The sequence below is a fragment of the Paraniabella hibiscisoli genome (assembly GCF_022512515.1).
GTDB classification, from domain to species: domain Bacteria; phylum Bacteroidota; class Bacteroidia; order Chitinophagales; family Chitinophagaceae; genus Niabella; species Niabella hibiscisoli.
The window spans coordinates 15,111-29,059 of the sequence record NZ_JAKWBK010000005.1 but is presented as its reverse complement, the minus strand read 5'-3'; the positions used below and the strand labels follow the sequence as shown (position 1 = coordinate 29,059).

Sequence of the window (13,949 nt, the reverse complement as noted above, 5' to 3'; positions counted from 1 at the left end):
TGAAAAAACCCGGCGTTACCGGGTTTCTACTATCAGCTTGCTAACTTATTTTTTCACGTAAACCAGGTATTCCCAGGGCTGCATATCAAAGCTTTTGGAGGAACTGAAATCATTGGATGCTTTCGAAAAAGCATTTTCAAATGAGCCATTGATGGCATTATCGGTAATATCAAATCTCGCTCCTCTCTTGACAGGTTGAGTACTACCAGCACTTCATCGGCTCCATTCTTTCGCAGGTAGGCAAAAATTTTATCGTCTGCCGTAGTAGACAATTTATGCGTTTGCACGGCAGGGTCGCCTCCTCTTAAAGCTGTATGAGTAGCATGCAAGGTCAACAAGGTTTTATAGAAATCGTGCAGCTCGTATTTCCCGGTCCAGGGAATAGGGTCTTTATCAAAAAACTTTAACCGTTTGTCTTTCAACGGCAGTTCCTGTCCACTATAGATGAGCGGCACACCATTCCAGGTACAGCTAAATACGGCAAGCGCTTTAGCCATATCACCATATTTTTCATACTCTGTTCCGTTCCAGCTGTTTTCATCGTGGTTAGTGGTAAACCAGGCTCTCATGCTGCTGTCGCCGATATGGCTATATTGCTGCAACAGATCCAGCAATTCATGTAAAGGCTGGTGTTGCTGATAGAAATCTTTGGTCTTATGCATCCATTTCCACGAATAGCTGGCATCGAACACCTTACCATAGTCGGGGCCTTCTAATTCATCAAACTCGCCCAGCCAGAATAAAGGCTTTACTGCATCTACCTGCGGTCTTGCTTCCTGCCAGAAATCCACTTCCACCCAGGATGCCAGGTCACACCTGAAACCGTCAATATCACATTCCTGAACCCAGTATTTCATCGCATCGATCATAGCCTTGCGCAGTTCAGGGTTTTGAAAATTCAACTCAATAATATCATCCATACCGCTGGCTACATGAAAAGTGCCGGTAACAGAGTCATGCAGGTAATAATCGGGGTGAGATTTGGTCCAAACATGGTCCCAGCCCGTATGATTAGCCACCCAATCGATAATTACTTTAAAACCCAGTTCATGAGCCGTATCCACCAGTTTTTAAAATCTTGCAGTGTACCAAATTCAGGATTGATAGACGTATAGTCGGAGCATGCATAATAGCTACCCAGCGAGCCCTTCATTTTCTCTTTCGCAATAGGTGTTATAGGCATAAACCATAAAACCTGCACGCCCATATCCTTAAGCCTTGGAAGCTCTTTTAAAAAAGCGTTAAAAGTACCTTCCGCTGTATACTGCCTCACATTTACTTCATAAATATTGGTTGCATGTTTCCAGTCTGTATTCGTTGTTGTTACTGCCATTGTACCGGTTTTATTTTGTTGTTTGTCTTTTTCTTCTTTAGGCATTAGCTTACAAGCGCTTAACAACATCATACCTACTGCTAAAACTGCGAGTTTGCTCATAAAGAAATCTTTGAAATTGAAGATAGGGAAATATTTGTATTGAGTGGTATTGCTTTTATACCGGTTCATTTATCTTGTTTTCCTGTTTATCTTTGCATTTATGAAGCAGTTTGACGTACCGGTTTTTTACAGGAGTTCTCTTATATCTACTATTAAAAAGCTACGGAAGGAAAGAGATAAGTTGAAAAAGATTTTGCTCCCACCCTGCTTGACTTCGGACCCGTACAAATATATCTTGCCCGGCATTTTGGCTTTTGTTATGGCGTGGAAAATGCCATAGAAATTGCTTTTAAAACAGTAGAGGAAAACCCCGGGAAACGCATCTTTTTGTTAAGCGAAATGATCCATAACCCACAGGTAAATGCAGATCTAAGCCAGCATGGTGTTCAGTTTCTGCAGGACACCTATGGCAAAGAACTGATTCCTTTCGATACCCTTACCGGTGATGATATTGTGCTGATACCCGCATTCGGAACCACCCTGGCAATAGAAAAGAAGTTAAATGATATTGGTATTCCCACCGAAAAGTATAATACTACCTGCCCTTTTGTAGAGAAGGTATGGAACCGGAGTGCAGCCATTGCAAAAAAGATTATACCATTATTATACATGGTAAACCATCGCACGAAGAAACAAGAGCTACTTTTTCGCATGCTGCTGCAGGCGCCCCTTCAATAGTGGTGAAGGACATGAAGGAAACAAAAAGACTGGCCTTATACATTACCGGCGAGCTGAGCGCAGCTCATTTTTATGAGGAATTTAAAAACCAGTATAGCGAAGGCTTTGATGTAACCAGAGACCTGGAGAGAATTGGGGTGGTAAACCAAACTACCATGCTGGCCAGCGACACGCAAGCTATTGCCGATTATTTAAAGCAAGTAATGATCGACAAGCACGCACTTACCAAAGAAAACCTGGCAGAGCGGTTTGCAGACACCAGGGATACGCTTTGCTATGCTACCAATGATAACCAAACCTCTGTTTCGGCGATGCTTGAAACGGATGCGGACCTGGCTATCGTTGTTGGTGGATACAACTCGTCCAACACCTCTCACCTGGTAGAACTTTGCGAAGAAAAACTGCCCACTTATTATATCAATAGTCCCGATAAGATCGTCTCTTCTAAAGAGATCATCCATTTTAATTTTCACACCAACCAGGAGCTACTAACCGCTGATTATCTGCCCCGGCGGGAACCGGTGAAAATACTAATTACCAGCGGTGCATCCTGTCCCGATATATTGGTGGAGAAAGTAATTGAAAAAATAACGGGCTTTTATACCAATGCCCTGCCCGTGCAGGAAGTGGCGCAACAATTAGTTTAACCTTGTTTAGGATAATTGATTTAGTACGAGGTTTCCAATAGCTGCTCTAACTGGCTAATTCCTTTTGATAAAATGCTTTTGATAATCTGGTAGCTTCGCAGGGCATTCTCGGGCAGTTCATCTTTTATGGCTTTTTCTTCCAGCAGTTCAAAATGCGGCATCAGCTTTTTGCCAATCGTAACTGCTGTAGACGATTTAAGCTTATGCGCCAGCATTTTTATCTCTTTATAATTTCGTTCGTTAATTGCATTGTCTAATTCCTCCATTTGTCCCGGCACCTGCGATAAAAAAGTTCTATCACCTCTTTTTCAAACTCCTTATTATTATCAGAAAGCTCCCTGAGATAACTCAAGTCAACGACGCTATTATCTGTTGAAAAAGCTTTTGCGAAGGGCTGCTTGTTGCAACTTTTACCGGGATCTCTATAGGCGCACTAAAGTCCCTGGATACCAGGGCGCTTATTTTTTCAAATAACTGCCGGGTATTAACCGGTTTGGTCAGGTAATCATTCATGCCTGCCTCCAGGCATTTATCTTTTTCACCTGCCAATACGTGAGCTGTTAGTGCAATAATAGGCAGCTGCAGATTGAGCTCTTTCCTGACGATCTTTGTCGTGTCATAACCGTTCATATCAGGCAACTCTATATCCATTAAAACGATATCATAAAAATTCTCTTTTAACTTATCTATAGCCTCGAAGCCATTCTCCGCCACATCTATTTTCACATTGGTTCCAAGGAAAATTCCATTAACCAGTTTTATATTGAGTGAGTTATCTTCCACCAGCAAAATCCTTAAGTCATCTAAAAACGACAGGTCGGTTACAGTTTCAATCGGTGCGGATTTGTCCAGTTCCGATTCATCAAAATTGGCAAACTCCATGGTGAAGCTGAAAATAGACCCTACCCCCAACTCACTGGTTACGGTAATCTCGCCGCCCTGGCTTTGAACAATATGTTTGGCAATGCTTAACCCCAATCCTGTACCGCCATACAACCTGGTAGTTTCCACTCCCGCCTGCTCAAAGCGTTTAAAAACCCTTGATAGCTTATCTTTTGAAATACCGATTCCTGAATCTTTGATCCTGAACTCGATAACAGAAGTTTTTTCGTTGGAAGCAATCATCTTCGCGAAGATCAATACACTGCCTTTGGGCGTAAACTTAATCGCGTTGCCTACAATATTAGTGATCACCTGCGTCAATCGTACCGGGTCTCCCACCACTACTTCCGGCACATTACTATTACATTCATAGCTCAATGTAATACCCTTGTTACGGGCTTTGGGAAGGTATAATACACAAATAGAATTTAAAATACCATCAATGCTAACCGGGTGTTCTTCAAACACCATCATATTCGACTCCAGCTTCGAAAAATCAAGAATATCATTTAACAACCTCAGGAGGTTCTCCCCGCTGAGCGGATAATACGTACGTATTCGTTTTCCTCTGTGCCAATATCTCTTTTACCCAATAGCTCGGCAAAGCCCAGTATCGCATTAATAGGCGTCCTAATCTCGTGGCTCATATTGCTAAGGAAGGACTCCTTTAAACGCAACGATTCTTCTACCAGTTTTTTGGCTTCGATCAATTCATTTTCAAACTGCTTGATATTGCTGATATCATCAAAAACAGAGATGGCATACTCCAGCTGGTTTTTTTCATTGTAAAGCGGATAGCGCTTACCCTCAACGGGATCTGCTTCCCGTTCACTTCTACCGTAGTTTCATTAAAGCCTATATTTTCTTCACCATGTATGGCATGGGTAATAAATAATTTATCCCGCAGATCATCTTTCAATGCACCGCTGAAAGTATAGGTGTGATCGAGGGCCTCAAATACTTTACCATCTGAGAGTAATTGTTGATCGAGTAAGGTAACCGCTTTTTGATTAGCATGGTATTCATTACTTTTAGTGTTCACGATAATTACGCCCACCGGTAATTTATCTAATATACTCTCAAGCCTTATCTGCGATTTCAATAACAGCTTTTCCGTATCAACCAGTCGCTGGTAAATCTTGCGGATGTAAACAAGCGTAAGCATAATAATCAATACGGCTACAACCACGCTCATGATCACCACATAGATCACCATATTGAAACTATCATTTTCTTTTTCAGTTTTCCTGACTGCAGGGCTTTTTCGGTATTGATAAAGTTCAACACATTGTACCGGAGCTTATTCACCAGCCTTGTTTCATCGCCCCTGTTCAAAAAATTCCAGGCTTCTAAAAAAGATACGTATCTACGCTTTACAATGATGCTGTAAGCCACTTCTTTCTGGTCGCTGATCAAACCAGCAATGCTGTCCAGTAATAAGCGTTGCTTATAGATCATGGGCAGGCTTTTTAAGGAATTGATGCGGGTATGCAATATGCGACTCGAAATACCGAAAGATTTCAGGAAGGAAGAATCATTGGTGATGATATACCCGCGGTAGGCTGCCTGCAAATCCTGTATGTCGTTGAGAATATCCTGCGAACGGGTGATGATAATACCAGACAAATTAACATCCCGCATGGATTGCTTATACCGGATGGTTCGTGAATTAGCAAAAATACCCAACCCTATCAGGATAAGCGCACTCACGCTTAAAGCAATAGTAATCTTAACCTTTTCAGATAATGTTATGGGTTTTCCCGAATTCACTTTTAATTAAGTTATTCCAATATTCCTCAGGTTTAGCTTTGCTTCAATTGCTATAAGCTACGCTAGACTTGGTTAGAAGGTAGCTGTAAATGTATGAATTAATTAAAACATCACCAATATTAGTTAGATGACGTGAAAATTAAACTTTCTATCTTTGACATCGGAAACGACTATAAAATCTATGTTTATGAGAAACGCTATAATTATACTAATTACCTGGGGACGAAAAGCCCTGTTGCTCGGTAACCGCAAAAGCGGCAAAAAAGAGCCCCGCTTTACCATAGAAAAAAGTGGTGGATGGGTGAAGATCTTTTTATCGATCAAAACCAATTCATTACCAATACATTGAAAAATAGGCCGATTACAGGCTAGAAGCAAGCTTGTTATCTGTCCTAATCTGCTTCTTTACAAATATTTTTGATTTTTTACTCAATCGCTTTGTTAGAATTGCATTTTTCCTTAACTTTGCTCTCCCTTATGGGAAATGGCTGCGTAGCTCAATTGAATAGAGCATCTGACTACGGATCAGAAGGTTTTAGGTTTGAATCCTAACGCGGTCACAAGAAGTCGTCTATCAGGCGGCTTTTTCTTTTTTGCACTGTCTGTTGCCTTCTATTTCCACCAAAATGTTTCGCAATAATATTCAACCCGTTTCGCAAACCAACAGGTTAAGTAATTTTATGAAACCAAGCTTCATGAAATTGAGGGGAGTATACTTCAGGCAACTCAAAATGAGCTGCCTATAAACAACGAGTTGTTTTTTTGTGCTTATCATACACCTTACCATACAGTTGAAGGATCAAGTTGAAAAGGGATGGAAGGAATCGCTATAAATACCGCCAGATCCGATAAAGGCTGTGAGAATTGATATTGCTAGCGCTGTAGCTTGTTAAAATCACCAAATATTTATCAAGATAGGCGGATTCAAAAATCGATACGATTACATTTGCAGGCTTAAATGAATGAATGTTGAGAAGACTTATAGTTTCCCTTTGCCTGGCTTTAGTTTTTGTTGCCTGTAAATCAGGCTCTTCCAATCCCACCCTCGCCCCGGAAGATGCGGATTCTCTGGGTATTGCGCTCGCTGCACCTGAGAAATTAAAGGAGGGCGAACTGGCCATGTACCAGGCCCGGCTAAATGAACTTTTCGACAAACACCTGGTTAACCGAAATTTCAACGGAGCCATATTAGTAGCAAAAGGGGGCAATATTCTTTATGAGAAATATGTGGGTTTTACTGATCCTAAGGCAAAGATCACACCTATTACGGATAGCTCGTCTTTTCACCTGGCCTCTACCAGCAAGCCATTCACAGGGGTAACCATCTTAAAATTAATACAACAGGGAAAAATACAGTTAACAGACGACCTTACCAAATACTTCCCCGGCTTCCCCTATCCCGGTGTAACGGTTAAAGACCTCTTGAGTCATCGTAGCGGCTTACCTAATTACCTGTATTTTATGGAGGATAAAGAAAAATGGCCGGCCAGGCAAATGGTAACTAATACAGATGTGCTTAATTTCCTGGTACAATACCAACCCAGTCTCAGCTATAGAACCGGTAGCCGGTTCAGCTATTGCAATACCAACTATGTACTTCTGGCATTGATCATTGAAAAGGTAACCGGCAAACCCTATCCACAATACCTCAGTGAAACCATTTTTAAGCCCCTGGGCATGGAGCATACATTTGTTTATACGCCAACAGATAGTGGTCGCGTGATGATGTCCTATAAACCATCCGGCGTTTTATGGGACCAGGATATTTTTGATCATACTTATGGCGATAAAAATATTTACAGCACCCCACGCGATATGATGAAATGGGATGCCGCTTTATATAATAATGCATTCATCAGGCAAACCCTGCTGGACTCTGCCTACCAGCCACTCAGTAACGAAACACCTTCTACGCACAACTATGGCTTAGGGTGGCGCCTGCTGAATCTGCCTAATGGCAAGAAAGTAATCTACCACAACGGTAAATGGCATGGCTTTAGTCCCGCGTTCGCAAGATTAACCAACGAAAAAGCCGTGATCATCATCTTAGGTAACCAGTACAACAGCAGCATTTACAAGGCGGCCAAACTGGCTTACAATGTGTTTGGCGACTATATGCAGAATGATACACAGGCGGAAGAAGAACCCTCTGTTACCCCCACACCTCTGCCCGTGGTAGTGGAAAAGAAAAAACCGGTTCTGCCACCTGCCAAAAAATACGCGAAACACCGAATAAAAACAATAAGGCAAAGGTGGAAGCCAAAGCTATCCCTAACAAGGCATCCAAAGCAAAAACTACTACCGCTAAACCCGTAGTCAAAACAACAAAAACGACAAAGCCAGCCGCCAAAAAGCAAACAAGCACTCCGAAAAAAACAGAGCCGGTTAAAAAGAAAAAAAGCTAGTTTAATCTGGCTGGTCCGTTCGCATTGTAAGGCATTATTTATCTTTAATGCTTAATACCGGCCATGCAACTACTCAATGCCTCACAAATACGGGAATGGGATCAATATACCATTCAACAGGAATCGATTCGCTCCATTGACCTGATGGAAAGAGCAGCAGTTGCTTGTACAGACTGGATATGCAAGCATTTTCCCGGTCATTCATTTGACATCGTTTGCGGCATGGGTAATAATGGAGGTGATGGATTGGCAATTGCCAGGCTATTGACCATCTTGCGTATTCCGGTACGGGTATTTATCGTAAACACTGCCGGTAAAAAAGCACCGACTTTCTTACTAATCTCGAAAGACTAAAGTCAACTCCGGCTACAGACCCTATTGAATTAAACCCAGGTGCACCGCTCCCTGCATTCTCTTCATCCGGTATCATAATCGATGCCCTACTGGGCACAGGCTTAAACAGGCCCATAGAAGGATTTACCGGAGAGATCATCAATTACATCAATAGCCTGTCCAACCAGGTAATTGCAATTGATATGCCTTCCGGGTTGCAGAGTGATGCCTATTCAGGTGCCACCCCTATTATAGAAGCTGACCATACTTTAACTTTCCAAAATTTTAAGCTGGGCTTACTGATGCCCCGCAATGCGATATATTTTGGTCAGGTTCAGGTGCTGGATATTGGCCTCGATCCCCATTACCCCACAACTGTCGGGTCCCGGTATGAATTAATAGACCAGGTACTCTTTCAATCTTTTTACAAGCCACGAAAAAACTATGCCCATAAGGGTAATTTCGGACATGCCCTGATTATAGCCGGAAGCTATGGTAAAATGGGTGCGGCAGTGCTCAGTACCAAAGCTTGCCTGCGAAGCGGCGCCGGACTAGTGAGTGCTCATATACCTGGCGAAGGCATCAACATTATGCAGATCAGCGCACCCGAAGCTATGTGTAACGCAGATAGTGAAGCCAAAATTATATCTGCCATTGACTATGCGTTAGCCGGATATTCGGCGATAGGTATTGGTCCGGGAATAGGTCTTCATCCATCTACACAAAAACTCTTACAATTTGTATTAAGCAACTATAAAAGCCCGCTGGTGCTGGATGCTGATGCGTTGAATATCCTGTCTGAAAATAAAAACTGGTTAAACCTTATTCCTGAAAGCAGCATTTTAACACCTCACCCTAAAGAATTCAGTCGTCTTTTTGGGGAGGCATCTAACGACTTTGAACGAATAGAAATGGCCATGGAGCAGGCAGTTCATTTAAAGATCATTATCGTTTTAAAAGGTCATCGAACTTTTATTGCTACACCGGCCGGCAAAGGCTACTTTAATACCACCGGTAATGCTGGCATGGCCACGGGAGGAAGCGGCGATGTACTTACCGGCATCATTACTGGTTTACTGGCGCAGCAATACACACCTGCTGAAGCAGCAGTAATGGGTGTTTACCTTCATGGATCAGGGGGCGACAAAGCAGCAGCCCGCTACGGAATGGAAGCTATGATTGCCGGTGATCTTATAGAAAGCCTGAAGTTTATTGATGCTGATTAAATTCTCTTACATTCATTTTATGCAACATTGTTGCATTTTAATCCTTATCAGCTATCTTTGCCCGAAAAGATAGTTATGGAAAATTTTGACGTGATTATAATCGGAGGAAGCTATGCGGGCTTGTCAGCAGCCATGGCCCTGGGCCGCTCGCTCCGTACGGTTTTGGTAATTGATAGTGGGCTCCCCCTGCAACAGGCAAACACCCAAATCCCATAATTTTTTAACGAGGGATGGCGAGCCACCGCATGCGATAGCGGCTATTGCAAAGGAGCAGGTGCTTCGTTACCCAACCGTTCGTTTTATTGAAGATACCGCCACAACGGCGAAGCAGCTTGAAGCGGGCTTCGAAATCGCCACACAAACAGGCCAGTCTTTTACAGCCAATAAGCTTGTCATTGCCTCGGGGATTAAAGACATATACCCGGATATCAAAGGTTTTTCTGAATGCTGGGGTATATCAGTCATTCACTGTCCTTACTGCCACGGATACGAATTTCGCGATAAGAAAACAGCAATTATGGCCAGTGGAGAAAGAGCTACTCATCTGGCTATGCTCGTAAGCAACCTTACCAGCGAGATATCCTTGTTAGCCAATGGTGCAGCAGTCTTTGAAGCAGAACAGCTACAAAAGTTCGGGCAACACTATATAACCGTTATCGAAAGTAAAATTGTAGAAATTGAACATACCAACGGATATCTACATCAGCTAATTCTTGAAGATGGCAGTACCCAGGCATTCGATGCTGTATATGCAGCTCTTCCCTTTATCCAACATTCTGATATACCCACACAGCTGGGATGCGAATTAACAGAACAGGGGCATATAAAAACAGATGGGTTTCAAAAAACCAACCTACCAGGCGTTTTTGCGTGTGGTGATGGCGCCTCTCCTGTTCGCTCAGTTGCCAACGCAGTGTATAGTGGTAACATGGCCGGAGTTATGATCAATGCGGAGTTATGTAAGGAGCAATTTTAAAACACCCATTTAGATTATCTGATTTTTACAAGTAGCAAGACAGGTAACAAACCATCATTAAAAACTATAAATATATACAAACAAATAGATTTTATTGATAGTGCTATTTATAATTACAATATAGTTTTAAGCCCAAAACCTTTGATGCGATGAATGGATGAGATACTTTTGCGCCATCAACGAATTGCCGCCATAGTGAGAAGATCATTATTGATTTTTAATTTATAAAACTTATACAATGGCATTAACAGGCAAAAAAGCGCCTCACTTTATTTCCGGCGCAGTGATCAATGGCGAAGAGATCGTAGACAACTTTTCATTAGACCAATACCTGGGCAAAAAACATGTGATCCTGTTTTTCTACCCTAAAGACTTCACTTTTGTATGTCCAACAGAAATTCATGCTTTCCAGGAAAAACTGGCTGAATTTGAGAAAAGAAATGCAATAGTGATTGGCTGCTCTACCGATACGGAAGAAACTCACCTGGCATGGTTAACCACCCCAAAAGAGAACGGCGGCATTGAAGGCGTTACTTACCCTATTATTGCAGACGCTGCTAAAACCATTGCGATGAATTATGGTGTATTAGCCGGAGAGTATTCATTTAACAACGACACCAGGCAGTGGTCTTTTAGCGGAGTCCCTGTAGCGTTTCGTGGCACCTTCCTGATCGACAAAGAAGGCATTGTACGTCACGAATCGATCAATGATTTACCATTGGGCCGTAATATCGATGAATATCTTCGTTTACTGGACGCACAATTACATGTTGAGCAATATGGCGAGGTTTGTCCCGCTAACTGGGAAGAAGGTGAAGCAGCAATGAAAGCCACTAACGAAGGAGTTGCTGATTATTTTTCAAGAAACTAAACAAAGATTTATGTTAATAGAACTGGAACAGGATAACCTGGAAGAAATAGTAGCGCAGCATCCAAAGGTAGTGGTACAATACTCAGCCGGATGGTGTGGTAACTGCCGCTTAATGAAACCGAAGTTCAAAAGACTTTCGGGCGAAAATGAGTCTACCGTATTTGTGATCGCTGATGCTGAAAAGTTTCCTTTAAGCCGGAAGCTGGCGGCGGTAAATAACCTGCCCACTTTTGCAGGTTTTACCAACGGCGCTTTGGTAAACCAGGTACAAACTAATAAAGAAGACCAATTAAAAAACCTGATCAATGAAGTTACCAGTAATTAGGCAGATACAAAGAAACTGCTCCCCGGCACAAATAGAAAATACTATTGCCGTGCTGGAAAGCATTAGTGAGGCTTCTTCTATTAAAGAAGAAGAGTTGGATATAATAGGTGAACTGATCTCTAATTGCTGTGGTGCGCTAGAAGTACATGAAATGGTAGCAACGGGAGAAACCGAGAAGGATGCCTAAACGGTTTTATGAAAAAGTGATGGGATCTATCGATCAGTAAGCTTTTTCAATATCTTTTACAGCCTGCACTTTGATGCAGGCTGTTTTGTTTGATACCTTTAAGCCAGATAAGCACCTGTAATGGTGTCACCTGCAGACTCTACAATGATGTGCTCCTGTAAAGTAGTTGCCAGCGACAACCCTTTATAGTTAGCACTGATAGGAAACTGTGTATGAGACCGCTCCACCAACACCAGTGTCTGTATTTTTTTAGGATGAAATGCCAGAAAGGGTTTGATCGCATAAAGAAGAGTTCGCCCACTATGGGTAACATCATCCATAATGATAACCACCTTATCATTAAAATTGCCTTGTACGCTTAGTTCGATTTCAGTTGGTTTTGCTTTGTCAAATTTTATAGTAAGCAATTCCACTTTAACATCAGCAAATTTCTTTACAAGCTTCTGCAGTTTTTTGGCCAATAGAACGCCCTTTTCATCTATCCCCGCAAAAACCAATTCTTTTTCCTCGATATTATTTTCAATAATCTCCAGCGCCAGGCGGTTCAATTTCTTTTCTATAATATCGCTTTGTAAAATATATCTTTTTTCCTTTACCATTTTTTCGTTTTAAATATTCAAACGTCTGCTATTCCATTAAACAATCTCTGTCAACATTTAAATCCTAATAAAAATAAACGTTGAATTGTACGTAAGCTGTTCTTAATCTTTGTCAACAAAAATATAAATACTCATTAACATGGCGTAAATTAGCAATAAAGTTGTTTAAACGTTCTTGTTCGTAGAGAAAAAGCTGTTAGCCGGAACCAGAAAGCCTGCCGGATCTTATGAAATAAAAAGACCTGCATTTCATTTGACATTCGTAAGCAGTTTAAACAAATGGATAATTAAAGAGTTTGCTATGCAAATAGTTCAACAAATTGTATTCGCCTTGCTTGCAGTATTTGCTCTATTGCTTTTTTCCAGGAAAGCTTTACAAATACGCCGCAATATCAACCTGGGTCGCGAAGAGGAGATTAACGACAATAAAGCGCAACGCTGGAATAATGTGCTGTTACTGGCTTTGGGACAAAAGAAAATGTTTCGTAACCCATTGGTAGGCGTACTACATTTTTTGTGTATGCAGGTTTTATTATTATCAATATTGAGGTTTTGGAAATTGTGTTGGATGGCCTGTTAGGCACTCACCGGCTTTTTGCCGGCTTCTTAGGCGGATTCTATACTTTCCTGATCAATGCTTTTGAAATACTGGCTTTCCTGGTAATTGTAGCTTGCGCCATATTCCTAATCCGGAGAAATATTATAAGGTTAAAACGATTTGCCAGCAAAGACCTCAACGGATGGCCAAGAAGCGATGCCAACTATATTTTAATCACAGAGATTGTTTTGATGTGCCTGTTTTTAACGATGAATGCATCAGACACCTTATTACAGTCAAGAGGTGCTGAACATTACGCAGCGGCTAACACAGGCAACTTTGTTATTTCACAGTACCTGCAACCCTGGTTAGATCCTTTAAATAACGCTACACTAGGCTTTATTGAAAGACTTTGCTGGTGGCTGCACATAGCAGGCATTTTTACCTTCCTGAATTATCTCCCCTACTCTAAGCATCTGCATATTATCCTGGCTTTTCCTAATGCTTATTACAATAAGCTGGCTCCAATGGGAAAAATGGAAAACATGCCGGCAGTACAAAATGAAGTATTGTATGCCATGCAGCCCGAGCTGGCACCGGCTGATGCTGCCCTCCGGCCAAATTTGGCGCAAAAGATGTGATGGACCTTAGCTGGAAAAACCTGCTGGATGCCTATTCCTGTACGGAATGTGGCCGTTGCTCGGCTGCCTGCCCAGCCAATATGACGGGTAAAAAACTATCTCCCCGCAAAATAATGATGGACACCCGCGACCGGGCGGAAGAAGTAGGAAAAATATCAGCGCTAACAAAGAATTTAAAGACGATGGCAAAAGCCTGTTGCATGATTATATAACTGTTGAAGAGTTGAGAGCCTGTACCACCTGCAATGCCTGCGTGCAGGAATGCCCGGTGAGTATTAATCCCCTGGATATTATTTTACAATTGCGGCGCCAATTAGTAATGGAAGAAAGTAATGCGCCCCAGGAATGGAATGGAATGTTTAGCAATGTAGAAAACAATTTTGCACCCTGGAAATTCAGTCCTGATGACCGGGACAAGTGGACGGAAAAGGCTTGA

At 42.0% G+C, this 13,949-nt stretch carries 20 protein-coding genes, 1 tRNA gene and 1 pseudogene; 14 read left to right on the top strand and 8 right to left on the bottom strand.

What is annotated here, in order from left to right; genetic code table 11:
• Positions 1-53: 53 nt before the first annotated feature.
• Both MKP07_RS36800 and MKP07_RS43985 read right to left on the bottom strand, forming a co-directional pair.
• Positions 54-1,064, bottom strand: a complete 1,011-nt coding sequence (locus MKP07_RS36800) for an alpha-amylase family glycosyl hydrolase (RefSeq protein ID WP_449589542.1) — start codon at positions 1,062-1,064, stop codon at positions 54-56.
• On the bottom strand, positions 1,031-1,504 hold the full coding sequence (locus MKP07_RS43985; protein ID WP_449589541.1) for an alpha-amylase family glycosyl hydrolase: 474 nt from the start codon (positions 1,502-1,504) through the stop codon (positions 1,031-1,033). The genes MKP07_RS36800 and MKP07_RS43985 overlap by 34 nt, the downstream gene beginning before the upstream one ends.
• 195 nt (positions 1,505-1,699) lie before the next feature.
• On the opposite strand from MKP07_RS43985, the pseudogene MKP07_RS36790 reads away from it, so the two are divergent.
• Positions 1,700-2,760 (top strand): annotated as a pseudogene (locus MKP07_RS36790) (4-hydroxy-3-methylbut-2-enyl diphosphate reductase).
• A gap of 20 nt (positions 2,761-2,780) precedes the next feature.
• Here the strand turns inward: MKP07_RS36790 and MKP07_RS36785 are convergent.
• The 5 genes from MKP07_RS36785 to MKP07_RS36765 form a co-directional block, all read right to left on the bottom strand.
• Entirely contained in the window at positions 2,781-3,038 is a 258-nt protein-coding gene (locus MKP07_RS36785; protein WP_240852995.1) for a hypothetical protein, read from the bottom strand.
• Positions 3,039-3,108: 70 nt separating this feature from the next.
• Positions 3,109-4,158: a response regulator gene (locus MKP07_RS36780; RefSeq protein WP_240852994.1), complete on the bottom strand. Its 1,050-nt coding sequence runs from the start codon at positions 4,156-4,158 to the stop codon at positions 3,109-3,111.
• A 2-nt stretch (positions 4,159-4,160) separates the two neighbouring features.
• Complete coding sequence (locus tag MKP07_RS36775) at positions 4,161-4,352, bottom strand: histidine kinase dimerization/phospho-acceptor domain-containing protein (protein ID WP_240852993.1); 192 nt, start codon at positions 4,350-4,352, stop codon at positions 4,161-4,163.
• A complete protein-coding gene (locus MKP07_RS36770; RefSeq protein ID WP_240852992.1) occupies positions 4,349-4,858 on the bottom strand; it encodes a hypothetical protein in 510 nt (169 codons plus the stop codon). Before MKP07_RS36770 ends, MKP07_RS36775 begins: the two co-directional genes overlap by 4 nt.
• Entirely contained in the window at positions 4,852-5,412 is a 561-nt protein-coding gene (locus tag MKP07_RS36765; RefSeq protein ID WP_240852991.1) for a CHASE3 domain-containing protein, read from the bottom strand. The genes MKP07_RS36770 and MKP07_RS36765 overlap by 7 nt, the downstream gene beginning before the upstream one ends.
• A 187-nt stretch (positions 5,413-5,599) precedes the next feature.
• Here MKP07_RS36765 and MKP07_RS36760 point away from each other — a divergent pair, with 187 nt between their 5' ends.
• The 9 genes from MKP07_RS36760 (at position 5,600) to MKP07_RS36720 (ending at position 11,735) form a co-directional block, all read left to right on the top strand.
• Positions 5,600-5,761 carry a hypothetical protein gene (locus tag MKP07_RS36760; RefSeq protein WP_240852990.1) on the top strand — a complete coding sequence of 54 codons (162 nt, stop codon included), beginning with the start codon at positions 5,600-5,602 and terminating at the stop codon, positions 5,759-5,761.
• A 137-nt stretch (positions 5,762-5,898) separates the two neighbouring features.
• Positions 5,899-5,972, top strand: a tRNA-Arg gene (locus MKP07_RS36755).
• Positions 5,973-6,378: 406 nt separating this feature from the next.
• Positions 6,379-7,728: a serine hydrolase domain-containing protein gene (locus tag MKP07_RS36750; protein ID WP_240852989.1), complete on the top strand. Its 1,350-nt coding sequence runs from the start codon at positions 6,379-6,381 to the stop codon at positions 7,726-7,728.
• Positions 7,729-7,880: 152 nt separating this feature from the next.
• Positions 7,881-8,171 carry an NAD(P)H-hydrate epimerase gene (locus tag MKP07_RS40775; protein ID WP_262920248.1) on the top strand — a complete coding sequence of 97 codons (291 nt, stop codon included), beginning with the start codon at positions 7,881-7,883 and terminating at the stop codon, positions 8,169-8,171.
• Between the two features lie 23 nt (positions 8,172-8,194).
• The gene (locus MKP07_RS36740; RefSeq protein WP_317236279.1) at positions 8,195-9,376 is read left to right on the top strand and encodes an NAD(P)H-hydrate dehydratase; all 1,182 of its coding nucleotides are present in this window, start codon (positions 8,195-8,197) and stop codon (positions 9,374-9,376) included.
• Between the two features lie 175 nt (positions 9,377-9,551).
• Positions 9,552-10,352, top strand: a complete 801-nt coding sequence (locus tag MKP07_RS36735; RefSeq protein ID WP_240852988.1) for an NAD(P)/FAD-dependent oxidoreductase — start codon at positions 9,552-9,554, stop codon at positions 10,350-10,352.
• A gap of 238 nt (positions 10,353-10,590) precedes the next feature.
• On the top strand, positions 10,591-11,223 hold the full coding sequence (locus tag MKP07_RS36730) for a peroxiredoxin (protein ID WP_240852987.1): 633 nt from the start codon (positions 10,591-10,593) through the stop codon (positions 11,221-11,223).
• A gap of 10 nt (positions 11,224-11,233) precedes the next feature.
• Positions 11,234-11,548 (top strand): thioredoxin family protein, encoded by a 315-nt coding sequence (locus MKP07_RS36725; protein ID WP_240852986.1) that lies wholly within the window; start codon positions 11,234-11,236, stop codon positions 11,546-11,548.
• Positions 11,529-11,735, top strand: a complete 207-nt coding sequence (locus tag MKP07_RS36720) for a DUF6952 family protein (RefSeq protein WP_240852985.1) — start codon at positions 11,529-11,531, stop codon at positions 11,733-11,735. Before MKP07_RS36725 ends, MKP07_RS36720 begins: the two co-directional genes overlap by 20 nt.
• 98 nt (positions 11,736-11,833) lie before the next feature.
• Here the strand turns inward: MKP07_RS36720 and MKP07_RS36715 are convergent, their stop codons facing one another.
• Positions 11,834-12,334, bottom strand: coding sequence for a phosphoribosyltransferase family protein (locus MKP07_RS36715; RefSeq protein WP_240852984.1), 501 nt, complete (start codon positions 12,332-12,334; stop codon positions 11,834-11,836).
• Between the two features lie 175 nt (positions 12,335-12,509).
• Between MKP07_RS36715 and MKP07_RS36710 the strand changes: the two genes are divergently transcribed.
• Genes MKP07_RS36710 through MKP07_RS36695 form a run of 4 tightly spaced genes read left to right on the top strand, consistent with a single transcriptional unit; the run spans position 12,510 to position 13,949 of the window.
• On the top strand, positions 12,510-12,914 hold the full coding sequence (locus tag MKP07_RS36710; RefSeq protein WP_240852983.1) for a hypothetical protein: 405 nt from the start codon (positions 12,510-12,512) through the stop codon (positions 12,912-12,914).
• On the top strand, positions 12,851-13,513 hold the full coding sequence (locus MKP07_RS36705; protein ID WP_240852982.1) for a hypothetical protein: 663 nt from the start codon (positions 12,851-12,853) through the stop codon (positions 13,511-13,513). The genes MKP07_RS36710 and MKP07_RS36705 overlap by 64 nt, the downstream gene beginning before the upstream one ends.
• A complete protein-coding gene (locus tag MKP07_RS36700) occupies positions 13,513-13,725 on the top strand; it encodes a 4Fe-4S binding protein (RefSeq protein ID WP_240852981.1) in 213 nt (70 codons plus the stop codon). The genes MKP07_RS36705 and MKP07_RS36700 overlap by 1 nt, the downstream gene beginning before the upstream one ends.
• Entirely contained in the window at positions 13,710-13,949 is a 240-nt protein-coding gene (locus MKP07_RS36695) for a (Fe-S)-binding protein (RefSeq protein WP_240852980.1), read from the top strand. Before MKP07_RS36700 ends, MKP07_RS36695 begins: the two co-directional genes overlap by 16 nt.